General features: G+C 71.3%; 22 protein-coding genes and 1 tRNA gene. 13 read left to right on the top strand and 10 right to left on the bottom strand.

The window, feature by feature from the left end; translation table 11 throughout:
- Window positions 1–49 precede the first annotated feature (49 nt).
- Window positions 50–1,180, top strand: coding sequence for a hypothetical protein (locus ABZ493_RS16925; protein ID WP_430583316.1), 1,131 nt, complete (start codon window positions 50–52; stop codon window positions 1,178–1,180).
- 5 nt (window positions 1,181–1,185) lie between these two features.
- On the opposite strand, the gene ABZ493_RS16920 is transcribed toward ABZ493_RS16925, so the two are convergent.
- The 3 genes from ABZ493_RS16920 to ABZ493_RS16910 are packed head-to-tail and all read right to left on the bottom strand — an operon-like array spanning window position 1,186 to window position 3,718.
- On the bottom strand, window positions 1,186–1,959 hold the full coding sequence (locus tag ABZ493_RS16920) for an amino acid ABC transporter ATP-binding protein (protein ID WP_430583315.1): 774 nt from the start codon (window positions 1,957–1,959) through the stop codon (window positions 1,186–1,188).
- A complete protein-coding gene (locus tag ABZ493_RS16915) occupies window positions 1,956–2,849 on the bottom strand; it encodes an ABC transporter permease subunit (protein ID WP_430583314.1) in 894 nt (297 codons plus the stop codon). The genes ABZ493_RS16920 and ABZ493_RS16915 overlap by 4 nt, the downstream gene beginning before the upstream one ends.
- A 5-nt stretch (window positions 2,850–2,854) precedes the next feature.
- Entirely contained in the window at window positions 2,855–3,718 is an 864-nt protein-coding gene (locus ABZ493_RS16910) for an ABC transporter substrate-binding protein (RefSeq protein ID WP_430583313.1), read from the bottom strand.
- A gap of 201 nt (window positions 3,719–3,919) precedes the next feature.
- Between ABZ493_RS16910 and ABZ493_RS16905 the strand changes: the two genes are divergently transcribed.
- The 3 genes from ABZ493_RS16905 to ABZ493_RS16895 are packed head-to-tail and all read left to right on the top strand — an operon-like array spanning window position 3,920 to window position 5,925.
- Window positions 3,920–4,306, top strand: coding sequence for a YciI family protein (locus tag ABZ493_RS16905; protein ID WP_430583312.1), 387 nt, complete (start codon window positions 3,920–3,922; stop codon window positions 4,304–4,306).
- On the top strand, window positions 4,303–4,653 hold the full coding sequence (locus ABZ493_RS16900; RefSeq protein WP_430583311.1) for a YciI family protein: 351 nt from the start codon (window positions 4,303–4,305) through the stop codon (window positions 4,651–4,653). Before ABZ493_RS16905 ends, ABZ493_RS16900 begins: the two co-directional genes overlap by 4 nt.
- 21 nt (window positions 4,654–4,674) lie before the next feature.
- Entirely contained in the window at window positions 4,675–5,925 is a 1,251-nt protein-coding gene (locus ABZ493_RS16895) for a DUF6596 domain-containing protein (protein ID WP_430583310.1), read from the top strand.
- 29 nt (window positions 5,926–5,954) lie between these two features.
- On the opposite strand, the gene ABZ493_RS16890 is transcribed toward ABZ493_RS16895, so the two are convergent.
- On the bottom strand, window positions 5,955–6,449 hold the full coding sequence (locus ABZ493_RS16890; protein WP_430583309.1) for a dsRBD fold-containing protein: 495 nt from the start codon (window positions 6,447–6,449) through the stop codon (window positions 5,955–5,957).
- 88 nt (window positions 6,450–6,537) lie between these two features.
- Window positions 6,538–6,807, bottom strand: a complete 270-nt coding sequence (locus ABZ493_RS16885; RefSeq protein WP_430583308.1) for a Rho termination factor N-terminal domain-containing protein — start codon at window positions 6,805–6,807, stop codon at window positions 6,538–6,540.
- A gap of 1,483 nt (window positions 6,808–8,290) precedes the next feature.
- Between ABZ493_RS16885 and ABZ493_RS16880 the strand changes: the two genes are divergently transcribed.
- The 7 genes from ABZ493_RS16880 (at window position 8,291) to ABZ493_RS16850 (ending at window position 13,579) form a co-directional block, all read left to right on the top strand.
- Window positions 8,291–8,776 (top strand): hypothetical protein, encoded by a 486-nt coding sequence (locus ABZ493_RS16880; RefSeq protein WP_430583307.1) that lies wholly within the window; start codon window positions 8,291–8,293, stop codon window positions 8,774–8,776.
- Window positions 8,777–10,162: 1,386 nt separating this feature from the next.
- Window positions 10,163–10,843: a hypothetical protein gene (locus tag ABZ493_RS16875; RefSeq protein WP_430583306.1), complete on the top strand. Its 681-nt coding sequence runs from the start codon at window positions 10,163–10,165 to the stop codon at window positions 10,841–10,843.
- The gene (locus tag ABZ493_RS16870; RefSeq protein ID WP_430583305.1) at window positions 10,840–11,025 is read left to right on the top strand and encodes a hypothetical protein; all 186 of its coding nucleotides are present in this window, start codon (window positions 10,840–10,842) and stop codon (window positions 11,023–11,025) included. Before ABZ493_RS16875 ends, ABZ493_RS16870 begins: the two co-directional genes overlap by 4 nt.
- A 97-nt stretch (window positions 11,026–11,122) precedes the next feature.
- Window positions 11,123–11,464, top strand: a complete 342-nt coding sequence (locus tag ABZ493_RS16865) for a hypothetical protein (protein WP_430583304.1) — start codon at window positions 11,123–11,125, stop codon at window positions 11,462–11,464.
- A complete protein-coding gene (locus ABZ493_RS16860; RefSeq protein WP_430583303.1) occupies window positions 11,461–11,670 on the top strand; it encodes a hypothetical protein in 210 nt (69 codons plus the stop codon). The genes ABZ493_RS16865 and ABZ493_RS16860 overlap by 4 nt, the downstream gene beginning before the upstream one ends.
- A 377-nt stretch (window positions 11,671–12,047) precedes the next feature.
- The gene (locus ABZ493_RS16855) at window positions 12,048–13,307 is read left to right on the top strand and encodes a tyrosine-type recombinase/integrase (protein WP_430583302.1); all 1,260 of its coding nucleotides are present in this window, start codon (window positions 12,048–12,050) and stop codon (window positions 13,305–13,307) included.
- Window positions 13,304–13,579 carry a hypothetical protein gene (locus ABZ493_RS16850; protein WP_430583301.1) on the top strand — a complete coding sequence of 92 codons (276 nt, stop codon included), beginning with the start codon at window positions 13,304–13,306 and terminating at the stop codon, window positions 13,577–13,579. Before ABZ493_RS16855 ends, ABZ493_RS16850 begins: the two co-directional genes overlap by 4 nt.
- 97 nt (window positions 13,580–13,676) lie before the next feature.
- Here ABZ493_RS16850 and ABZ493_RS16845 read toward each other — a convergent pair.
- The 3 genes from ABZ493_RS16845 to ABZ493_RS16835 form a co-directional block, all read right to left on the bottom strand.
- Window positions 13,677–13,750: transfer RNA gene (locus ABZ493_RS16845), tRNA-Met, on the bottom strand.
- 170 nt (window positions 13,751–13,920) lie between these two features.
- On the bottom strand, window positions 13,921–17,001 hold the full coding sequence (locus ABZ493_RS16840; RefSeq protein WP_430583300.1) for a UPF0182 family protein: 3,081 nt from the start codon (window positions 16,999–17,001) through the stop codon (window positions 13,921–13,923).
- Between the two features lie 118 nt (window positions 17,002–17,119).
- Window positions 17,120–18,289: a PDZ domain-containing protein gene (locus ABZ493_RS16835; protein ID WP_430583299.1), complete on the bottom strand. Its 1,170-nt coding sequence runs from the start codon at window positions 18,287–18,289 to the stop codon at window positions 17,120–17,122.
- A gap of 212 nt (window positions 18,290–18,501) precedes the next feature.
- Here ABZ493_RS16835 and ABZ493_RS16830 point away from each other — a divergent pair, with 212 nt between their 5' ends.
- Entirely contained in the window at window positions 18,502–20,049 is a 1,548-nt protein-coding gene (locus tag ABZ493_RS16830; RefSeq protein WP_430583298.1) for a zinc-dependent metalloprotease, read from the top strand.
- 47 nt (window positions 20,050–20,096) lie between these two features.
- Here ABZ493_RS16830 and ABZ493_RS16825 read toward each other — a convergent pair whose 3' ends face one another.
- Window positions 20,097–20,639: a M48 family metallopeptidase gene (locus ABZ493_RS16825; protein WP_430583331.1), complete on the bottom strand. Its 543-nt coding sequence runs from the start codon at window positions 20,637–20,639 to the stop codon at window positions 20,097–20,099.
- A gap of 154 nt (window positions 20,640–20,793) precedes the next feature.
- Between ABZ493_RS16825 and ABZ493_RS16820 the strand changes: the two genes are divergently transcribed.
- Window positions 20,794–21,879 (top strand): ThiF family adenylyltransferase, encoded by a 1,086-nt coding sequence (locus ABZ493_RS16820; protein ID WP_430583297.1) that lies wholly within the window; start codon window positions 20,794–20,796, stop codon window positions 21,877–21,879.
- 136 nt (window positions 21,880–22,015) lie between these two features.
- Here the strand turns inward: ABZ493_RS16820 and ABZ493_RS16815 are convergent, their stop codons facing one another.
- Window positions 22,016–22,387 (bottom strand): WhiB family transcriptional regulator, encoded by a 372-nt coding sequence (locus tag ABZ493_RS16815; protein ID WP_429762635.1) that lies wholly within the window; start codon window positions 22,385–22,387, stop codon window positions 22,016–22,018.
- Window positions 22,388–22,752 lie beyond the last annotated feature (365 nt).

Genomic DNA, 22,752 nt, shown 5'->3' with positions numbered 1-22,752 from the left:
CGTGCAGGACCTGTCGACTGCGCACCCCACTCCGTGTTTCATGAGCGCTATGGCCGTTGACGTGCACTGGCCGTCCATCCACGAAGCATGGGCGGCCAACAACATCGAGTTCCCGATCGAGTTCCGCCCCGCCCATGGGGCGGAGGCGCCTCCGGGCGCCGACCCGCGGGAGGACCTGACCGATCTCGCCGACGAGCTCAACGAAGAAGCCGCCGAACGCTGGCCCGACACCAACCCCTACGTCGAGGGAGGTGTGGACACGTTCGCGGGCGGCGCGATGGCGTTGATGGACGCAGCGGGAGAGGACGGTGAGGTGCAGACCTACCTCCAGGAGCTCGCCGACGGCATGACCCGGCGAGGTTGGATCGGCCAGCTCCGGGGCGCGCCCCGCGTCGAGGTCCCCGAATGGAGCACCTCCACCGACGGCGCCGGGCGCGCGATCGGGATCTTCCTCCGCTTCATTCCGGTACCTCCCCGCGACGGCGACCGGCGCCACGAGACCCTCGACGAAACCGACGCGGCCTCCCTTCGAGACGTCGCCGATCGCTGGGCGAGTCTTCCCAGCACTCAAGTCGTGCTTTGGAGATCGGAGTTTGTCGAGGAAGCCCCACGGCACGGGCTCGGTCCGATCCTGATCCATGCCGTCAGGCGCAACGGTCAGGCTGAGCTTCGATGGGTCGACACGCCGAGCCGGTCCGTACGCACTATTGACGTCGGGTACGGGCCTCTCGCCGTGCTCGCGCTCGCATCCCGCACCGAGAGTTGGCAGGCCAGGCTTGACGCCCTCACGGACGTCCTGCGCCAGCTCTCCCCTCGTCTCGAGGTCGGCCTGATCGACGTCGCGGGCCCGAGCATCGTCTCCTGGTCCGGCCTGCGCGCCGCGCCTCACCTCGAAGCCACCGGTGTGATGACCCAAATCGACCGGGACCTTGCTCGTGAGTACCTCCCCGACGCCTACGGGCTCCAGGTCCTCACCAGCCGGCATCTTGCGAAGGCCCACGACCTGTCCGCCTGGATGGTCATCGACCTCGGCAACGACCGCCACCTCGTCCAGCACCCCGACCCGGCAGCCTGGTTCGCCCACGACCACCCCGACCCCGACGTCCTGGCCGCCGCCCGCCGCGACTTCGGCGACCTGATCCTCACCCCCGAGGCCTACGCGGCCATCCGCGGCGCGTAGCCGGCTCAGCCCAGCCGCCGCAGGAACTCCCGCGTGCGCGGCTCCTGCGGGTCGCCGAGCACCTGCTCGGGTGTGCCGCGCTCGTGCACGCGCCCGGCGTGCAGGAAGACCACCTCGTCGGCGACCTCGCGCGCGAAGCCCATCTCGTGCGTGGCGACGAGCATGGTCGTCGGCCGCCCCGCCACACCCTCGCTGCGCAGGGACAGAAGGAGGTCGAGCACCTCCCCCACCAGCTCGGGGTCGAGGGCGGACGTCACCTCGTCGAGCAGCAGCAGCTCGGGCCCGTTCACGAGGGCGCGGGCGATGGCGGCGCGCTGCTGCTGTCCGCCGGACAGCTGGTCGGGGTAGGCACGGGCCTTGTCCGCGAGGCCGACGCGCTCGAGCATCGCCAGCGCGGCCGCCTCGGCCTCGGCCCGCGGGACCTTGTGCACGACGCGCGGCGCCAGGGTCACGTTCTCGAGCACCCGCAGGTGCGGGAAGAGGTTGTACTGCTGGAAGACCATCGCGAGGCGGGCGCGCACGGCGTCGGCGTCCACCCATGGGTCGGCGACGTCCTCGCCGTCGAGGAGCACCTGGCCGTCGTCGACCTCCTCGAGCAGGTCGACGACGCGCAGCAGCGTGGACTTGCCGGAGCCGGACGACCCGACCACGACGACGCACGACCCCGCGGCCACGTCGAGGTCGACGCCGTCGAGCACGACCTTGCGGTCGGCGCCGGTGCCGAAGGACTTGCGGACTCCGCGCAGCGCCAGCAGCGGCGCACCCGGGGCCGAGGTCATCGGATCGCCCCCGCGCCCGCGACGCCGCGCAGCTCGCCACGCCAGCCCTGGCGTGCGGACCAGGCGTCGACCAGCCGGGTGAGCGGGATCGAGATCGCGATGAACAGCAGACCCGCGACGACGTACGGCGTGAAGTTGTAGTCGCCCGTGGTGGCGATCTGGGCGGCGCGGATCGCGTCGACGGCGCCGAGGATGGAGATGAGGCCGGAGTCCTTCTGCAGGGACACGAGCATGCTGGCCACGGGCGCGGTGACGTTGCGGACCGCCTGCGGCAGCACCACGCGCCGCGCCGCCTGCGCGCGGGTCAACCCGAGCGACCGCGCGGCGGCCACCTGTGACGGGTGCACCGCCTCGATGCCCGCCCGGAAGATCTCCGCGAGGTACGCCGTGTAGCAGACGACGATCGACAGCCCGCCGAGGAACGCCGCGCTCACCGGCAGCCACGGCAGCCGCAGGGCGGGCAGGCCGAAGCCGACCAGCAGCAGCACCAGCAGCAGCGGCACGCCGCGGAACACGTCCACGTACCCGACGGCGAGGATCCGCAGCGGGAACAGCGCCGGCACCCGGGACGTCCGCACGACGGCGAGCAGCAGCCCCACCACCAGCGCGACGACGCTCGCCACCACCCACACCCGCAGGTTGAGCCACAACCCCGCCGCGACCTCGGGGAGCACCTCCCACGCCCGCTCCGGGGAGAAGAACGCCTCGCGCGCCCGCTCCCAGCCGGGCGCCGTCGTCACGACGTACACGACGGCGGCCACCACCAGCACGGTCGCGACGCCCGCCACCAGCAGCGCCCGGCGGTGCTGCGCCCGCCGGTACGCCGCGCGGGCGCGCGCCCGCTCCGACGGCTGCCAGCCGCCGGTCGGCGTCGTCGCGGGCCCCGTCACGCGCGTCAGGACAGCTCGGGGACGTCGTCCGACTTGAGCCAGGTGGTGCGCAGCTCGTCGAGCGTGCCGTTCTCCTCGAGCGTGTCGACGGCGGCCGAGACGCACGCGGTGAGCGACGACCCCTTGTCGAGCACGAGGCCCAGCTGCTCCGGCTCGCCCACGGGCGGAAGGGTGCCGACGACGTGCGTGTCCGGGAAGTAGACGGTCGACGCCGCCACGCCCTGGTCGACGTCCATCACCATCGCGTCGATGGTGCCCGAGCTCAGCGCCGTCATGCCGTCGCCCGCGGCGTTGAACGGGGTGACCTCGACGTCGTCGCCCCACGCGGCGTCGGCGACGGCGAGCGACGTCTGCGAGGCCGTGACGCCGATCTTCGCGCCCTTGAGGTCGGCCAGGTTCGCGGCGTCGGAGAACTCGCCCTCGTCGGCGACGATGACGCCCTGGCGGCTGGTCAGGTAGGGGCTGGAGAAGTCGACGGCGTTCTTGCGCTCGTCGGTGATCGTCGTCTGGTAGGCCGCGACGTCGAAGGTCTTCACGGCCGGGCTGATGATCTGCTCGAAGGTGACCGACGTCCACTCGACGTCGTCCTTCGCGAAGCCCAGCTCGTCCGCCACGGCGTACACGAGCGCCGATTCGAAGCCCTCGCCGCTCGTCGGCTCGCCCACGTACCAGGGCTCGAACGGGTCGCTCGCGCCCACGGTCAGCGTGCCGTCGGTGAGGGTCTGCATCCCCTCGGGCGTGCAGTCGGTCGCGCTGCCGGACGCCGCGGGCGCGCCGTCGTCGCCGTCGTCGGACGACGAGCAGCCGGCGAACGCGAGCGTGGCGGCCGACGCGAGGGCGACCGCGAGGACAGGACGGGAGGTGCGCACGGGTGGAGCCTTTCCGACGAGGTGGACCGACGAAGACGGAGTGGGTCACGCCGCCGACGAGCCTATGCCGACCGCGGGTCCCGGCGGCATGGCGGTGGTCACAGAGGAACCTCGACGCGGTTGTCGATCTTCCCGACCTCCGCGCGTCATCCAGGCGTACGCGCAGGTGTACGAGCACCCACGAGGAAGGACGATGGGACCATGACCACGTACGTCGTACTGCTGCCCGGCGTCGAGGACGTCTGGGAGCGCGCGAGCGCCGAGGAACGCGCCGCCGTCTACGCGAAGCACGAGGAGTTCGCCCGGCTGCTCGCCGAGCGCGGGCACCGCGTCACCGGGGGTGCCGAGCTGACGCACTCGCGCACCACCAAGCAGGTCTCCCGCGACGCCGCGGGCCGCGTCGTCGTCACCGACGGCCCGTTCGCCGAGACCGCGGAGCAGCTGTCGGGGTTCTACCTCGTCGAGTCGGACGACCTCGACGACCTGCTCCGGATCAGCGCGACCCTCGTCGGCTCGACCGGCGGTGGTGACGCGGACGGCGTCGTCGAGGTCCGCGCCGCCGTCGACCACGGGGAGGGCGAGGCATGAAGGTCGTCGTCCTGCTCACGCAGCCGAACCACTACGAGATCTGGGGCGCCGCCGACGACGCGCACCGCGAGCGCTTCTACGCCCGGCTGGAGGCGTTCGACGCCGCGGTCGCCGAGCGGGGCGCGGTCGTCGCGGGCGAAGGCCTCGGCCACCCCGGCACCGCCCGGACGCTCGGACCGGGCACGGACGGCGACCGCGTAGTCACCGACGGCCCGTACGCCGAGGCGGCCGAGCAGCTCGGCGGCTTCTACGTCGTCGACGTGCCCGACCTGGACACCGCCGTCGAGCTCGCGGGGCTGCTCCCCGACGAGCTCACGGTCGAGCTGCGCCCCGCCGAGGCCGGGTAGCGCCGCCGTGGACGGTCGCCCGTGACGACCCTCGAGGACCTCATGCGCGACGAGTGGGGCCGGCTCCTGGCCCTGCTCGTCGCGCGGTACCGGCGCCTCGACCTTGCCGAGGACGGGCTCGCGGACGCGTTCGAGGCGGCGGCCCGCACCTGGCCCCGCGACGGCGCGCCGGCGAACGGCCCCGCCTGGCTCCTCACCGCCGCCCGCCGCCGCGTGCTCGACCGGCTCCGGTCGGAACGGGTACTGGCACGGTCGATGCCGCTCCTGGAGGTCGAGGCGGACCTCGCGGCCCGGGCGCAGCAGGTCATGGCAGACGCCGGCGAGCCCCTCACCGACGAGCGGCTCCGGCTGGTGCTGCTGTGCGCCCACCCGCGCCTGTCCCGCGAGGCGGCCGCGGCGCTCTCCCTGCGCCTGGTGCTCGGCGTCCCCACGGCCGACGTCGCCCGCCTGTTCCTCCAGTCCGCGCCGACGATGGCGGCGCGGCTCACCCGGGCGCGCAAGAAGCTCGCGGGCGAGCGGTTCGCGCTGCCGCCCGCCGACGAGGTCGCCGGCCGCCTCGGCGTCGCGGCCGACGTCGCCTACCTCGCGTTCACCGCGGGCTACGCGCCCGCCAGCGGGGGCGACGTCGTGCGGGCGGAGCTCGCCGGCGAGGCGGTGCGGCTCGTCCGCGTGCTGCGCGACGTCCGGCCCACGCTGGGCAGCGGCGGGGAGCGCGACGGCGCGGGCGACGGCGTGGCGGCTCGCGACCTCGACGCGCTCCTCGCGCTCGTGCTGCTCCAGCACTCGCGCCGCGACGCCCGCGTGGACGACGGCGCCCTGGTGCTGCTGCCGGACCAGGACCGCGCCCGGTGGCGCCAGGACGAGATCGCGGAGGCCCTCGACCTGCTCACGCCCCTCGCCACCGCTCCCCCGACGCCGTACCTGCTGCAGGCGCTCGTGGCGGCCGAGCACGCGATCGCGCGGACCCCGGACGCGACCGCCTGGGACCGCATCCTCGCCCGCTACGACGAGCTCCTGACCCTGACCGACACCCCTGTGGTGCGCCTCAACCGCGCGGTCGCCGTGGCGGAGGTCTCCGGTCCGCGCGCCGGCCTCGACGCCCTCGCCGGGGTCGCGCTACCCGGGCACCGACTGCCCGCCCTGCGGGCGGAGCTGCTGCGGCGCGCGGGCGACCCCGACGGCGCCCTCCGCGCCTACGACGCCGCGCTCGCCCTGTGCGGGCCCGGGGCCGAGCACGACCACCTGCGCCGCCGCCGGGCCGAGCTCGCCTGACCGTCGCCTCAGGACGCCGGGCGCGGCGGTCAGGGGTGCACGTGCGCCTGGTGGCCCGTCTGCGCGGAGATGTCCTGCTCCGCCTGCCCGAGCAGCGCGTCCGCGAGCCGGCGCAGGGCGCGCGCCGCCGCGACCTCGTCCCCGATGACGGGCATCTCGTGGTCCCCCGGGTCCTTCCGCGCGTGCCCGACGCCGCGCAACGAGCCGACGTCCGGGCCGGGCGTCAACATCGCCTCCGCCGTGGTGCTGCCGCCCGACTCCACGAGCGAGACCCGCACGTCCCACGTCAGCGCCCGCGCCGGCGTCGGCTGCGGCGGCCGTGCCCGCTCCGTCCCACCGCCGTCGTGCTGGACGAGAGTGTCGGCGCCGGGGAAGACCAGCGTCTCCTCTCCCGTGTCCGACCAGCGCACCTGGTAGGGCGGCGACCCGTCCTCGTGCGGGCAGCCCACCACGACGCCGTCGCGCACCGCCCCGCCGACCACCCCGGACGCCACCACGATCCGGTCGCCCACCGTCGCTCTCATCGCCGCCTCCTCGCGTCGTCGGGTGCCCGCCGCCCAGGCCGTCGTCCCCTCCATCATGCGCCCGGCGCGGGCCCCTGGCACGGTGCGGTCAGTGCGAGCGCAGCGCCTCGATCAGCTCGCTCTTGCGCATCGAGGAGCGGCCCTCGATGCCGATCTCCGACGCCCGCTTGCGCAGGTCCGCGACCGTCCAGTCGTCGTAGGAACCGGACTCACCGCCCTTCTTGCCGACCTTGCTGCGCCCGCGCGCGGCGGCGGCGTTCGCGATCCGCGCCGACTTCTCCTTGCTGTTGCCCTCGTCGCGGAGCTCCTCGTAGAGCTCCTTGTCCTTGACGCTCGGCCCTGCATCTCGTCGCGGCATGGTGGCTCCTCCCGATCCGGGCCCGCCCGCGCGGTGGCTTCACGCGGTGCCCGCGCTCGACACCTATCACCCACCGGCGGTGCCGGCACCTCGGACCCGGACATGACGAAGGCCCCGACCGGATCCCGGTCGGGGCCTTCGTGGATGTCGACGACATCCCGTGGTAGCGGGGGCAGGATTTGAACCTGCGACCTCTGGGGTCGGGGAGCAAGCTTCCTGGACCTGCGGCGGGACATCACGAACCGCGAGGTAGGGCCCTTCCTACGTCCCTCGCCATCCCGGCGTCACCCGTCCAATCATGTCCATTCGTGTCCCAAAGATGTCCACAGACGGTCTCCCCAGAGGGAGAGCGGTACCTCCACCCGGGACGTGTCGGCGAGTTGGGGCGCATAAAGTGATAAGCGGGGTTAGCACGGGAATCAGATGGGCACTAGGGGTTGACACGGCCCCTCTGATGGTGTAGAAGGAACTTTGCGCGGGGCTGGTAACCCCGGCAAGACGGCACGGAACCGCTATCGCGAGGGACCGTGACGGGTTGGGAACATCGAGGCGGTGTGGGCCTCGGTGGCGGTCGAAGCGGGCCTGTCTGGGCGAGTGTGGGAGACACCTCGCGGGCATCCTCCTCGGCGTAGCTGGCAATGCCAGCGAACGAGCCCAGGCGCGCATCTGGGAAGGCTCCCGATCACGGTTGATCGAGGAGCCATTTTTCATGCCCGAAGCACTGTTGACCCCTGCCGCACTGGCAGCCCGCTGGGGATGCTCGACCAAGCACCTTGCCAACACGAGGAGCGCTGGTCGAGGACCGGCCTGGACGAAGCCCGCAGGCCGCGTCATGTACGTCCTGGAGGACGTCCTCCGAATCGAGGCTGAGCGCACTGTCCGTCCCATCGGGGGCGACCTGTGAGCGCCCACGTGATCGAGGACTACCGGGACGTGCCCGCGACGCTCTACGTGTCCACGGAGGCGCTCCAAGCGCTCGTAGACGGGATGCCGGGGTTCGGGCACGACTGGCCCGTCCCAAGCCTGTCGGATGCCGCTGTACGGCACCAGGAGCGGGTCGCAGAGATCGCCCGGGACCGAAAGCGGGTGATCGCGTGAGCGGGGTCGAGGCATACCGACAGAAGCGCTCTGAGGCGTATCGACAGGGACCCGACGCATACCGCGCCTGGCAGAAGCAACGCGACTTGCAGATCCCGCGCGGTGCGGCTCGACGGCGGGATAGGGAGCGTCACGTAGAGGGCGTTGCGCGCGAGGCTGACCGCGTGCGGGCACTCGCCAAGCTGGCAACCGGCCCCGCCCTTGATGCCGTCCCACCCGGGTCCTCGGCGACGTCGGGCGGCAGCGTGTACGTGAAGTCGCCCGGGGGCACCTGGGTTGCACCGACGACGGGCGAGAGCTTGACGGCTGGGGAGCTGGCGTCGCGTGGCGTGGCTGGGCTGTTCGTGGCGGAGGCCGGGAGATGAGTGCGGACCGGGCTGTTGCAATGACGGGCAAGACCATGCGGGGCATCGATGTTCGATACTTCGAAGGTGACCCGACATTTATCCGCGTGCTCGGATTCCCGGACGCTGACGGCATCGACGTGACGGGCCTCCGGGAATCAATCGATGCGTTGGAGTTCGGCAGCAAGACTATCCGACTGACGCGAGTGTTTCCCCACAAGGACCCCTACGTCGCGAAGGTGTCGAGCACAACGATTCGCGACGTGCTCGCCTATCGACTGTTCGATGCCGACGCGGCGACAGGGCTCTCCAAGTCCAGCCATAGACGCGTTGCGCTCAGGGTTGGCACCAGTCCAGAGAATGTCCACGATGCCGACGAGATTCTCACGGCCCACGGCTGGCTCACGCACCACGGCGTCGGCGGGGATTACAAGCGACTGATTCCGTCAGGCGGTGACCCGGTGATCGAGCACGTTGTTCGGGTGGTCGGGTGGGAATTCACGGACGTCTACGTGAAGACGCCATGACAGCTCACGGGACTATCTGTCACTGCCAGTGGCCACGACTGTGCCGGTTCGAACTGGACATGATCGAGAACGAGAACGGGGCCTGGACGGAGCGCACCAACGCCTTTGCGAAGGCGTCGCGGCTAGTGCTCGGCGAAAAGCGCGGAGGTGCTCGGTGGTGAGCCGCACAATTTGCACTGTCTGCGACGCGCCATTTCGTGCCCAGCGCTCGACAGCCCGGTTCTGCTCCGGTCGATGCAGGGACCGTGCGCGACGTGGACGCGAGGCCGCACACAAGGCCGCTACGGGTCTCTGGGCGTCCCTAGCAGCGCATCCCGACCCGTGGAGCAACATTCCCACCCGGAGGTGGATCTAGTGGCACTACAGCCGTTGTGGAAGAAGGCTGAGATGGAGTGGTACCGAGGGCGCGCAGCAGACAAACGCGTTGCCGGGTACGAACGGGTTGCCTCGCTCGCCTACTACCGAGCGCGCGCGAATCGTCACGCTCCGCTAGTCGAGGGAGAGGTCGAGGCACTCCTAGGCACGGACATGCAGACATTTAGGCGGTGGGTCAAGGCGGCGATTCGAAACGGTGCCCTCGCGCCCGAGACGTGGAGTAGGTGCCTCGTCGTCCCGCAGGGCGTCTTCCGATACGACGACCGGTCTGCAAGGTCGTGGGGGTACCCGGATGCCGTGTGCCTAACGTGCAAGTCGAGGCAGAATCCCCACCTCCGGATCAAGCCTTAGCGTGGCAAGAGGCGCGGAATCATGCGGGTCCGGGTATCAAAACATGATAGGGCTCTCTATCAAAAGTTGATACCCAGAGCCGCGAGATTTCAACGTTTCTGGGGCATCCCTTATGGGATCTCCAAATCAGCGGAGGTCGAACTAGCGGGGAGGAACGTGGCTGTGAATGTCACGGCGTCACGGCGTCACCGGAACGAGGCTCGACGGAGCGACCCCTAGGGAGCGACGGCGAGGTCAACGGAGGTAGTGGTGACGGGTGATCGGAACACGTTCACGTAGCGGCGTCACAAGTGGGGCCGCAGGCCCCTCGTAGCCGTCACTGGAACACGTTCACGTTCGGCGTTCCAACTTCCCACTTTCCTGACTTGCACTTGCCGCTGACACTACGCGAGTAACGAGTAGCGAGTATCTCGTGGGGCCGGAGGCCCCTCGTAGCCGTCACTGGAACACGTTCACGTTCGGCGTTCCAACTTCCCACTTTCCTGACTTGCACTTGCCGCTGACACTACGCGAGTAACGAGTAGCGAGTATCTCGTGGGGCCGGAGGCCCCTCGTAGCACTAGCGACTAATGACTAGGCAATGGTCCCGAGCATGACAGGAAACTGCTCACCCAACCGGCACAAGGAGAAGGACTCCGCGCCGGAGAAGGAGATTCACCGATGGTCAAGAAGACCACGACCTACACCACCAGCACCACTATCCCGACGCACGCCGAGCGACTTGCAGAGGCACGGCGAGTGCACCACGAGCGGGAAGTCGAGTACCACGACGCAGAGGGCCGCGTGCGTGAACTTGAGACTCGTGCCGATGACGGCGAGGACGTCTCCGCCGCTGACCTGATCGAGGCACGTACCGCTGCCGAGATCGCTGCTCGACGGCTCAAGCCTGCCAAGGCCTCTCTCGCCGACCTGGAGCAGGAGCAGCGACAGGACCAGTGGGCGGAGCAGCGCTACGGCGTTCCGGCAGCGGTCCACCAGGCCCAGCTCGCAGTCACTCACGCTGAACACCACCTGACCTCTGCTCGTGATGCTTGGCGTGAACGAGGTCAGGCCGCTGCCGTGCGACGCCGAGACGCGGCCCAGGACGACGCCCGGAACGCGCTCAATCGTGGGCTCGACGGCATCGACTATGACGTCCTCAAGGCGCGCCTGTCGAAGGCCGAAGGCGAGGCCAGGGCGGGAGAGCTGCGTGCGAAGTTCGACGCGGCGCACGCCGAGGCCCAGGAGGCATACCGGGAAGAAGTCACCGCCTACAAGTACCGGCTCGGGAAGGCTGAGGAGCGCGTGGCACTGGCAAAGGCCGCGTTGGACGAGTTCACCGTTTCTGGCGGTGCCCGATGAGCGAGGACCAGGACGTCCGGGAGATCGACGGGGACGAGAACGTGCAGGAGTTCGACGTCGAGGCCGCAGTCGAGGCCCTCCTCGTGGAGCAGTTCGGCTACGTGGGACGGCGCAAGCCGAAGCCCGTTGACACCCGCTCCGATGCCGAGAAGGCCGCTGACCGCATCCTCGGGGGTTCCTGAGGTGGGACGGCGAGGACCGGCGAGGAAGAGTGACGCCGAGCTGGCACGTCCTCGTCGTGCATCCCGTGACGTCGGACAACCTGACCTCCTTGTCGGCGTGCGTCAGTCGTTCGACTGGCCCGAGCCTGACGAGTCGTGGTCGTACTCGGCGCGGCTCACTTGGGACTCGTGCCTCCAGTCGGGACAGGCCGGGTGGTATCAGGCGTCCGATGTCGCCACGCTGTACCGGGCGTGCTCGTTGATCGACCGGCAGGACAAGAGCGACCGGCCATCGGCGTACATGGAGGCCACCGTCCAATCGATGCTCTCCCGGCTGCTGGTGTCTGTGGGCGACAGGCGGAATGCGAGAGTCGAGTTGGTCGAGTACGTGCCCGACGACGGACCCCGGTACAGCCTGGAGTCACTGGGTGTTGCCGACGTGATCGAGGTGGACTCATGAGCGAGGACGAGTACCTCGTGGAGTGGGTCGCACGCCAGATTCGAGACCTCGGTGAGCACGTCCGATCCGGGCAGGGCGACCAGCGTCACGCTGACCTCCTCGCCGCCGTGGCGCCGGCGTTCGTTACAGACCCGGAGGCGTTCATCCGGCGCGACAGTGACGGGCTTCTAGGTCGCATCCTCTATTGGAGAGTCGGCGTGATCTAGCAGCGTCCACATAGAGGGCACTGTACGGCCCTGTGAGCGCGTAGGCCGTTCTCCGGTACGCGGTACTGGGGAGCGGCCTACGTCCGTCGTAGATGCCCTAAAACGGCTCTCACGGCCTTTCTGAAACTGTCCCAGATCGTCCGCGGCTAAGACCTGGCGGTCCGGGTGCCTTGCCGACAGGGGTCATAGCCACCCCTGTCCGACGCTGAGGCCGAGACGCGCGAGCTGGACTCGTCGAGGTCGAGGCTTCGAGGCGGCGGGTGCGAGGGACTTTCACCCGCTCCACCTCTGGCATTGGCATTGAACCCTGGGGTACCTAGATATCTGTAGACATCTTTCATCGAACGAGGGAGGGCAGGGACATGGCACGGAGCAGGATGCAGCTCGGGACCCACGGAGCGATCACGGTCACGGCTGAGGCAACCATCGACGGTGTGTGGTGCACGCTCGACAAGCACCGTGACGGAACATGGTGGACGCTCGGTGAGCCTGACAAGCGTGTGCAGGTGGACGGGCCGGAGCGGTGGCGAGCAAGGACCGTGGTGCGGGACCTGGACGGGAAGAACCGGCAGGTACGCCGGTACGCCCCGACGAAGGCAAAAGCGGTTACAGCGCTCACCGTGGCTCTCAGGGACCGCGAGGCACCGAGCGCCACGACCATCGGCTACAGGCCGACAACGACGGTCACAGACGCTGCCGCTCTGTGGCTGGGCTCCTCGGCATACGCCGACCTTGCAGAGCGGAGCCGAGACCAGTACGCGGCCACCGTTCGGAACCACGTCACAGGCTCCCAGATCGCTGCCCTGACGCTCCGAGAGGTCAACGTCGTCTCGGTGGTCGAGTCGTGGTTGCAGGCCGTGGCGAAGACTGCCGGTGCTGGTGCTGCGAAGACCGCCAGGTCCGTCCTGTCCAACATCATGGGTGCAGCTCTGCGGGACCGTGCGGTGCAGTACAACGCGGTTCGCTCCACGCGGGTGCCGAAGGCTGACAAGGGCTCGACCTCGAAGACGCGCACCATCGGGCGAGGGAAGTCGGCAACGGTGGTCAAGGTCGAGGGACGGGACACCGCCCGCGCGTTCACCAAGGCGGAGCGTGACGCCATAGTGGCGGCGGCAGACGGCTACGCCGGTGCGAAGCGGAACGATGTTGCCGACGTGATCGCGTTCATGGCAGGCACCGGGACGCGCATCCGGGAGGCGCTGGCGGTTCGCTGGGAGGACTTCGACGCCGACGCGGGCACGGTGTTCGTGGACGGCACCAAGAGCGCCAACGGCGCGCGTCCCGTGCACCTGCCGCCCTGGCTCCGAGACCGGCTCGTGCAGCGGGCGAAGGTGAAGGGCATGACGGGCGTCATATTCGCCTCGCCGGGGAACCCCAGGAGGCCCGATCTCGTGATCGACAAGGAGAGGCCGCGAGATGCGCGCAACGTGACGAGGATCGTCCGTGAGGTGCTGGACCTGGCGGGCTTCACCTGGGCCACGTCACACTCGTTTCGTCGCTCAGCGGCCACCATCGCAGACGGGGCAGGCGTCTCCCTGAACGAGATTGCCCGAAGCCTCGGGCAGGACCCGGCCACGACGGCGCGGTTCTACCTGGCACGGAACGTGGACACGTCGGCTATGGCAGGTGCACTGTGAACGGCGACCGGGACGAGACGCTGACCTACCACCGGGTAATCGAGGACGTGGTGACCGGCACGGCCCAGGTGATCGAGCTGGACACCGAGGACATGGTGGACCCGACCGACCCCTACGGGATGTTCACTCTGAGAATCGCGGAGTACGACTCGATCTCTAGAGACCTGTTCTCGCGCGGCTGGCTGGTGATGGAGAACGAGAACGGCACCGTCGTGGACAGCATCGAGGACCACGGGCGCAAGGCGCTCAGGTACTGGTTCACGCTCGAATGATGTCGATTCGATGTCTCCGGGACCCCTGACGGGTCCGTTCGAGGACAAAGGGAAGGCCCCCCGGTCAGCGTTTCCGCTGGCCAGGGGGCCTCTTTCGTAGCGGGGGCAGGATTTGAACCTGCGACCTCTGGGTTATGAGCCCAGCGAGCTACCGAGCTGCTCCACCCCGCGTCGACTCCCTGAACATTACGGCCTCCCCCGGCGCGAATCAAATCGGATCGGGCGAATGGGACTCAGGTCACACCTCACGGCCCTCCCGCCCGGCCGGACGCCCGGCGCTGCACGGCGACGGGGCCGCCGGTCCGACGGACCGACGACCCCGCGCCACGTACCTCTTCCGGTCAGCCCGCCGACCCGATCTCCTTCTCGGCGGCGACGGCGTCCTCGATCGCCTTCTGCAGGCGGTCCTGCGCCTCGCCGTACGCGGTGAAGTCGCCGGCCTTCAGCGCCTCGTCGCTGTCGGTCATCGCGTCGTTCGCCTCCTGGAGGGCGGCGTTCAGGCGCGCCTGCGGGTCGCCCGACGGCGCGGTGCCGCCGCTCGGCTCCGTCGACGGCTCCGTGCTGGGCTCGGTCGTCGGCTCCGTGCTGGGCTCGGCCGACGGCTCGGTGGCCCCGTCCTCGCCCTCGACAGGCGCGGTGGGCACCTCGCTCTCCGTCTCGCCGTCGGCATCGCCGGCCGTCGCACCCGAGTCGCCGCCGAAGACCTGGTCCAGGGCCTCGTCGAGCGTCTCCGCGTACCCGGTCTGGTCGCCGAACGCGACGAGCACGCGGCGCAGCAGCGGATACGCCGTGCCGCCGGCCGACTGGATGTACACCGGCTGCACGTACAGCAGGCCGCCACCCACGGGCAGCGTCAGCTGGTTGCCGCGCACCACGTTCGACGAGCCGCGCTCCAGGATGTTCAGCTGCTCCGAGATCGTCGGGTTCGAGTCGAAGTTGTTCTGCACCTGGCCGGGGCCTGGCACCGTCGAGTCGCGTGGCAGCTCCAGCATGCGTAGCTTCCCGTAGCCGTCCGCCACCTCACCGGCCGTGGTCCCGGCATCGCCGTCGGCGGCCAGGTACCCGGTGAGGATCTCGCGGTCGGTGTTACCGCCCGGGATGAACGTGCTGGTCAGCGAGAACGCCGAGGACTCCTGTCCCGGCATCTGCAACGACATGTAGTACGGGGGCTGCTTCGCCGCGTTCGAGCCCGTGGCGCCGCCGGTCGACACCGGGTCGGCCGGGTTCGCCCAGAAGTCCTGGCCGGAGAAGAACTGTCCCGCGTCCTCGACGTGGTACTGGGTCAGCAGCGTGCGCTGGACCTTGAACATGTCCTCCGGGTAGCGGATGTGGCTCATCAGGTCGCCCGAGATCTCCGACATCGGCTCCACCGACGTCGGGAAGACGTCCGACCACGCCTTAAGGACCGGGTCGTTCGTGTCCCAGGCGTACAGCGTCACCGAGCCGTCGTAGGCGTCGACGGTCGCCTTCACCGAGTTGCGGATGTAGTTGACCTCCGGCGGCATCTCCACCGGCACGCCCTGCGCGGCGAGGGTCAGCGAGTCCGCCGTCGCCTCCTGCATGGGGCGGCTGGTCGAGTAGGGGTACGCGTCCGACGTCGTGTACCCGTCGATGATCCACTTGACCCGGCCGTCGACGACCGCGGGGTACATGCCCTGGTCGAGGGTCAGCCACGGGGCGACCTTCTGCACGCGCGTCATCGGGTCACGGTCGTAGAGGATCTGCGACTCCTCGGTGACGCGGTCGGAGAACAGCATCTCCTGCGAGCCGAACTTCAGCGCGTAGAGCAGCTTGCTGCCGAACGACCCGACGGACGGGCCGGCGGTCACCTCGTCCGTGGGGAACGTGGTGTTGACCTGCTGGCCGCCCTGCTCGTCGTCGGCCTGGTAGTCGAGCTCCCACGGCGTCGCGTCCTCCGGCGCACCCACGATGGAGTACTCCGAGGTCTCCGGGCTGAAGTAGATGCGGGGCTCGTACCCCTTGTCGGTGAGCGCGCCCTGCGTCGGGATGCCGCCCTCGTAGAAGGCCGGCTGGCCGTCCGGCCCGGGCTGGTTGCCGTACGCCGCCACCACGCCGTAGCCGTGGGTGAACACCGTGTGGTCGTTGACCCAGTTGCGCTGGCCGTCGCCGAGGCCGTCGAGGTTCAGCTCACGCACCGCGATCACGGTGTCGCGGGACTCGCCGTCGATGTCGTACCGGTCCACCGACAGGTTGTCGGCGAAGTTGTAGTACTGCTTGTTCTGCTGCAGCTGGCGGAACGACGGGCTGACGATCTGCGGGTCGAGCAGGCGCACCGACGCCGTCGTGTCGGCGTCCTCGCGCAGCGCGCCCTCCTCGGCCTCCGTCGTGGCGTCGTACGGCTGGGTCTCGATGTCGTCCAGCCCGTACGCCGCGTGCGTCGCGTCGATGTTGCGCTGGATGTAGTCGGCCTCGAGCTCCTGGGCGTTCGGGGTCACCTGGAACCGCTGCACGACCGCCGGGTAGATGCCGCCGATCGCGATCGCCGAGACGACCATCAGGCCGACGCCGATGGCCGGCAGGCGCCACGTCCCGCGCACGGCCGCGACGACGAACAGGAGCGCCACGAGCACCGCGACACCGGTGAGGATCTCCTTCGACGGGATGACCGCGTGCACGTCGGAGTAGGAGGCGCCGTTGTAGGTGGCCGCGGTGCTGCCGCCGTTCGTCGCTGTGAGCAGCGAGTAGCGGTCGAGCCAGTAGTTCGCGCCGATCACGAGCATGAGCGCGGACCCCAGGACGGCGAGGTGCACGCGGGACGCGCGGGTGGTGCGCGGCGTGCCGGCCGGGACGGGCCCGAGGCGCAGACCGCCGTACAGGTAGTGCGTCACCAGCGCGGCGATGCCCGCGATGATCACGACCGCCATGAGGAAGCTCACCGCGAACCGCAGCGCCGGCAGCGAGAAGACGTAGAACCCGAGGTCGATGCCGAACTGCGGGTCCTCCTCCCCGAACGACGAGGGGTTGAGCGCCAGGAGGACGCTGCGCCACTGCGCGGACGCCGCCACGCCGGCGAAGAAGCCGACGATGACGGGCCCGGCGATGGTCACGATGCGCCGCAGCGGCTCGATGGCCTCGCGGTACTGGTCAAGGGTCGCCTGCTCGGGCGTCGACGGCGCGTAGACGGGGCGCACCCGGTACGCCACGGCGAACGACGAGAACACGGCCGCCGCCATCACGAGGAAGCCGACGACGAACAGGACGCCGCGGGTGATCCACTCCGTCCAGATCACGTTGCCGAAGCCGAGCGCGTCGAACCACATGATCTCGGTCCAGAACTGCGCGAGGAGCAGCAGCGCGACGACGACCGCGGCGATCACGACCAGCGTGATGGCCAGGGGGCTGCGGCGACGCTTGGCGGGCGGGCCGCCTGGTCGTCGACGGGGTGGGGCAGCGAAGGACACGGTGCGGGCACCTCACTCGTGCTCGGGACGGACGGACGTTCTGGTGTGGAACGTCCCTGTCATCCCTCAGGTTCCCACGCTTCGCCCGCGGGTGGGTGACGGGCCCATCACAGGCCGGTCACGAGCACGTCGGCAGGTCGTCGCCCTTGCCCGCGCCGATCGCCTCGATCGCCTCCCGCGCGTCGTCGAGGGTCGCCACCCGGGCCACGCGCAGGCCGTCGGGGACGTGCCCCACGACCTCGTCGCAGTTGTCGGCCGGGGCGAGGAACCAGTCGGCGCCGTCGTCGACCGCGCCGAAGAGCTTCTGCTGGATGCCGCCGATCGGCCCGACGCGGCCGTCCACGCTCATCGTGCCGGTGCCCGCGACGTGCGCGCCGTCCAGCTCGTCCTCCGGCGTCATCTTCGTGATGATCGCCAGCGCGAACATCGTCCCCGCGCTCGGCCCGCCGATGTCGCCCGGCCGGATCGTCACGTGGACGGGCCACGCGTACTTCGGGTCGAGGAGCACCCCGAGCGCCGCCCGTCCGTCACCCTCCGACGTCGTCACCGTGAGGTCCTGCACCTCGCCGTCGCGCTCGACGCCCAGCGTGACGTCGTCGCCCGGGGTCACGTCGTCCAGGCCTGCGAGGAGGTCCTGGTGCGTCGTGATCTCCTGCCCGTCGATGCTGCGCACCACGTCCCCCGGCTCGACGACGCCGTCGGCGCCCGAGTCCGGCACGACGCCGGCCACCGTGAGCGTGGCGGGCACCTCGTACCCCAGCTCCGTCAGCGCGGCGACGGTCGCGGCCGACTCGGACCCCGCCATCTGCGCCTGACCGACCTCCTGCTGCTGCTCCCGCGTGGTCTGCTCCGGGAAGATCGACTCGACCGGCTGCACCGAGCGCTCGCGCGAGCCCCAGCCCCACAGCACGTCCCCCAGCAGGACGTCGCCACCGGGGCCGCCGTAGACCGACACGGTCGTGAGACGCAGCTCGCCCGTGACGTCGTAGGTCTCGGCGCCCTCGATCTCGACGACCGGCTTCGCCGTGGCGCTCTTGCCCCCGCTCGACGTCTCGCCCGAGCCGCCCTGCACGTCCTCGCCCTGCAGACCGAGCGTGTCCTCCGTGGGCCCGGGGGCGCGGATGGCGTACGGCGTCGGGAGCACCAGGAGCACGGCGGCGAGGAGCGCCGTCACCAGGAGGGAGACGCCGAGCGTCACGCTGCGTCGCGACGCGCGCGCGGCCGGGAGCGTCGCCTCGTCGGGCGACGACGGGTCGTCGGGCGCGAGGATGTCGCGGTCGAAGGTCACCGGCACATCATCGCCGACGTTCCTGGGCGTGCGCCCGGGCGGCGCGGCCCCGATCAGGGTCCCCCGGGAGATCTGCGCCCAGAGCGAACCGCCGGAACCCCACGGCCCGGCCGGACGTCGTCGGTGGTTACGGTGAACCCGTCGACCGACGGCCGCCGTCGCGGGCGTCCCCACGACCGCGTCCCTCCACCGCCCAGCCGAGGAGCCTCCGCATGAGCAACCTTCCCGACGACCCCGAGGGTGCCGAGGAGCGCGAGCGCATGCTGCGCTCGATGCTGGAGGGTTTCTTCGGCGACCGCACCGACGAGGTCCTCGCCCAGATGCGCGCGCAGGGCATCGACCCGGCCGCGCTCGCGGGCATGCCGGGCGCCGGCACGCCCGACCCGGCGACGATGCAGCACGTCCTCGCGCAGGTGCAGCGGCTGCTGTCGGCGTCCGGCGACGGCCCGGTCAACACGGACGTCGCGCACGACATCGCACGCCAGGTGGCGGTCGCCGAGGGCGACCCGTCGCTCACGGGCGGCCAGGCGAAGGCCGCGACCGACGCCCTCGGCGTGGCGGAGCTGTGGCTCGACGCCGTGACCGACCTGCCGCCCGCCGGCGGTCGCGCGCACGCGTGGAGCCGCTCGGAGTGGGTCGAGGCGACCCTGCCCGCCTGGAACCGGCTGGTGGCACCCGTCGCGACGTCCGTCGCCGACGCCCTCGCCACCGTGCTGCGCGACCAGCTCCCCGGGGACCTCGGCGACGACGCGCTGGGCATGCCGGGCCTCGCGGGCCTGCCCGCCGGCGCGCTGGGCGGCGGCGCGTTCGATCCTGCCCAGATGATGCGCCGCCTCGGGTCGGCCGTCTTCGGCATGCAGGTGGGGCAGGCCGCCGGCACCCTCTCGCGCGAGGTGTTCGGCGCCACCGACGTCGGCGTCCCGCTGCTGTCCGAGCCCGCCACGGTGCTCCTGCCCACCAACGTCACCGCGTTCGCCGACGGGCTCGACGCCCCGCTGGAGGAGGTGCGCCACTTCCTCGCGCTGCGCGAGGCGGCCCACGCCCGCCTGTTCACGCACGTCCCGTGGCTCGCGGCGCACCTGCACGGGCTCGTCGAGCAGTACGCGCGCGGCATCACCATCGACCTGGACGTGCTCGAGCAGCAGGTGCGGGACATCGACCCCAGCGATCCCGAGGCCCTCCGCGGCGCACTGACCGGCGGCGTCTTCGGCCTGCAGCACACCCCCGAGCAGGAGGCCACGCTGCTGCGCCTCGAGACCGCGCTCGCGCTCGTCGAGGGCTGGGTCACGGAGGTCGCCGCGACCGCGGCGCTCCCCCACCTGCCGCACACCTACCCGCTGCGCGAGATGATCCGGCGCCGCCGCGCGGCGGGTGGCCCCGCGGAGCACACCTTCGCCACGCTCGTCGGGCTCGAGCTGCGCCCGCGCCGCTCGCGGGACGCCACCGCGCTCTTCGCGCACGTCCTGGCCGAGGGCGGCCCCGAGGCCCGCGACGCCGTCTGGGAGCACCCCGACCTGCTGCCGGGCACCGCCGACCTCGACGACCCCGCCGGCTACTTCACGCGCCGCCAGGAGCAGGCGGAGGAGCAGTCCGACGTCGACGCCGCGCTGGCGCAGATCTTCGACGCCGCGGACCAGGCAGGCACGGACCGGCCGCGCAGCGAGGATGCGGGGACGGACGATTCGGGTTCGGGTGCGGGTTCGGGTGCGGAAGGCTCGGACGGGCCTGCGGGCGAGGACGGGGAGCGGCCCTCCTCCTGAGCCGGACCTGAGCCGGTACCGGCGGTCCCGGCGGGGTCCCGCCGGGCTCAGCCGGCGGCGGACGGGTCGTCGGCGAGCGCGGGCGTCGCGCCGCCGTCGTCCTGGACGAACGACACGCCCTCGAGGAAGCCGCGCGCCCGGTCGGTGCGCGGATAAGCGTCGAGGAGCTGCCAGAAGGCGGGGCCGTGCCCGGCGTGCAACAGGTGCGCCAGCTCGTGCAGCAGCACGTAGTCGAGCACCCACTCGGGCATCCCCTGCACCCGCGTGGAGATCCGGATCGAGCCGTCGACCAGCGTGCACGACCCCCAGCGCCGGCCCTGGTGCGGCGACCAGGAGACGCTCGTGGGGTGGGCGCGACCTTCCAGATACCGCTCCGAGAGCTCCTTGGCCCGCTCGACGAGCTGGGCGTCGGACGGGCGCCGACGGCGCTCCTTGTCCTCGAGCCGCGCGAGCATCTTCGCCACCCACTCGCGCTCCTGGGCGCGCGAGAAGCGCGCGGGAATGGCCACGACGGTGCGCTCGCCGTCGCGGTACGCGCTCACCGTGGCGGTCCGTCGACGGCTGCGCCGGACCTCCACCGACGTCATCATCGTGTCGTGGGCCACGGCACGACGGTACCGGGGAATCGTGAACTTTGTGTGTCAGAACACACGAACCGGGCGCCCTCGAGGCCCCGTGACGGTCGCTCCGGGAGCCTGTGGACGACGCCCGACCGGTCCCGAGCACCCGTGCCAGGGTGGCCGCATGGCACCCGCCGACCACCGGCCCGCCGCGCCGGGCCCTCATCTCGCGCTGCGTCCGGCGACCCCCGTCCTCGACCACGGCGACGGCGAGGTCCAGCTCGGCACGGACCCGCGGTGGCGCCTCGTCCTGTCCGGGCTGGACGACCACGAGGCGCGCTGGCTGCGCGACGCCGGGGCGCGCAGGCACCGGTCCCTCGAGCGCGGCGCCCGGCACTGGGGCGTGAGCCCCGAGCGTCACGAGCAGATCGTGCGCGCACTGGGCGACGGCGGCTTCCTCGTCGCGACCGCCGGGGACCGGCCGCCCGGCCCCGCGGGCGGCGGTCCGGACTGGACGCCGGACGCCACCGTGCTGGGCGCCCTGCGCCCCGACGGCGCCGGCGCGCTCACCCTCGCCCGGCGCGGCGCGCGCGTCGTCGGGGTGCACGGCCTCGGCCGCACCGGGACGGCCCTGGCGGGCCTCCTTGCCGGGGCCGGCGTCGGCAGCCTCGTGCTCGACGACCGCGACCCCGTCCAGGTCGGCGACCTCGGCCTCGGCGGTCATGGGCCCGGCGACGTCGGCCGCCCGCGGGAGCGGTCCGCCGCCGCGCGGCTCTCCGCCTCGCACCCACGCCTCCGGGTGGGCACCGATCTGCGGGTCCCGGCAGGCGACGAGCCGCGCCTGCCGGACGTCGTCGTGGTCGTCGAGGCGCACGCCGCGCGACCGGAACGCTACGAGCGGCTGCTGGGCGCGGGCGTCCCGCACCTGCCCGTCGTCGTGCGCGAGGCCGACGTCGTCGTCGGCCCGCTGGTGCTGCCCGGCCGCTCGGCCTGCGTGGGGTGCTGCGACCGGCACGCCGCCGATGCGGACCCCGGCTGGCCCTACGTCGTGGCGGACCTCGCGCGCCGGCCGGCCGTCGAGGTCGCCCACGAGACCACCCTCGCCGCGACCGCCGCCGCGCTCGCCGCAGGGCAGGTGCTGGCGCTGCTCGACGGCGCGACGCCCGCCACCGTGGGGCGGTGCCTGGAGGTCGCGCTGCCCGAGGCGGTGCCCCGCGCGCGGGAGGTCGCGCCGCACCCGGCCTGCGGGTGCACCACCTTGCCCAGGTAGTACGACAGAGCGCGAGGTAGTCCGAAGGCTCGCGAGGCGGCGCACCACCTCGAGGTTCGGACTACCTCGCGCTCTGTCGTACTACTTCCGCCTGCTTGGCCGGGCCGCGGAAGCCGCTCGGCGGCGGCTCCCGCGGTCATGCTGCGACGGTCTCCGACTTCCGGGGCCGGCCGCGACCGCGCTTGCGGGCCACGACCTTGCCGTCGACGAAGACCTCACCACCCCAGACGCCCCAGGGCTCCTGGCGCTCGAGGGCACCGGCGAGGCAGCCGGCCTGCAGCGGGCAGCCGCGGCACAGCGCCTTGGCCTCCTCGACCTGGGTGGTGTGCTCGGCGAACCAGAGCTCCGGGTCGTTGGTGCGGCACGGCAGCAGCGCCGCGAACTGGCGGTCGAGCTCGGCCACCTCGGCCGGGCTCTGGGTAAGGGGTTGATGCGGGGTCCAGGGGCCGTTTCCGCCCTGGGGGATCGTGTCGAGCAGCCGCTCGTCCAACAGCTGTGCGAGGCGCACGAGTTCCTCCGTCAGGTCCTGGGTATTGATGTGAACGTCGGTGTTCAGGACCTGCGGGTGGACCTCTGGAGTCAGAGGTCCGGCTCGAACGACCTGGTGAGGTCTTCTTCCCTGAGCGGAAAGACGAAGGCCGCGGGTCCCGGGGGGACTCCGCGGCCTGGATCCGGTTCTAGACCGGATGTCTCCAGGAGGCGGAGTCGGGTGCGATGTGGAGATCGGCGTTGCCTGCTCCGTGCTTGCGCGCGCGGAACGGACGAACGGCGCTGAGCTCGCCACGGGCAGACGTGTACCCGGGCGCGCCGGCAGACGCGGTCGCCATCACGATCTGAGTCATCGTGTCCATCTTGTGCACCCACCTCCTCACT

The organism is Isoptericola sp. NPDC019482 (assembly GCF_040632295.1).
In the GTDB taxonomy this organism is placed as follows: domain Bacteria; phylum Actinomycetota; class Actinomycetes; order Actinomycetales; family Cellulomonadaceae; genus Isoptericola.
This window is presented reverse-complemented; position numbering and strand designations above follow the sequence as displayed.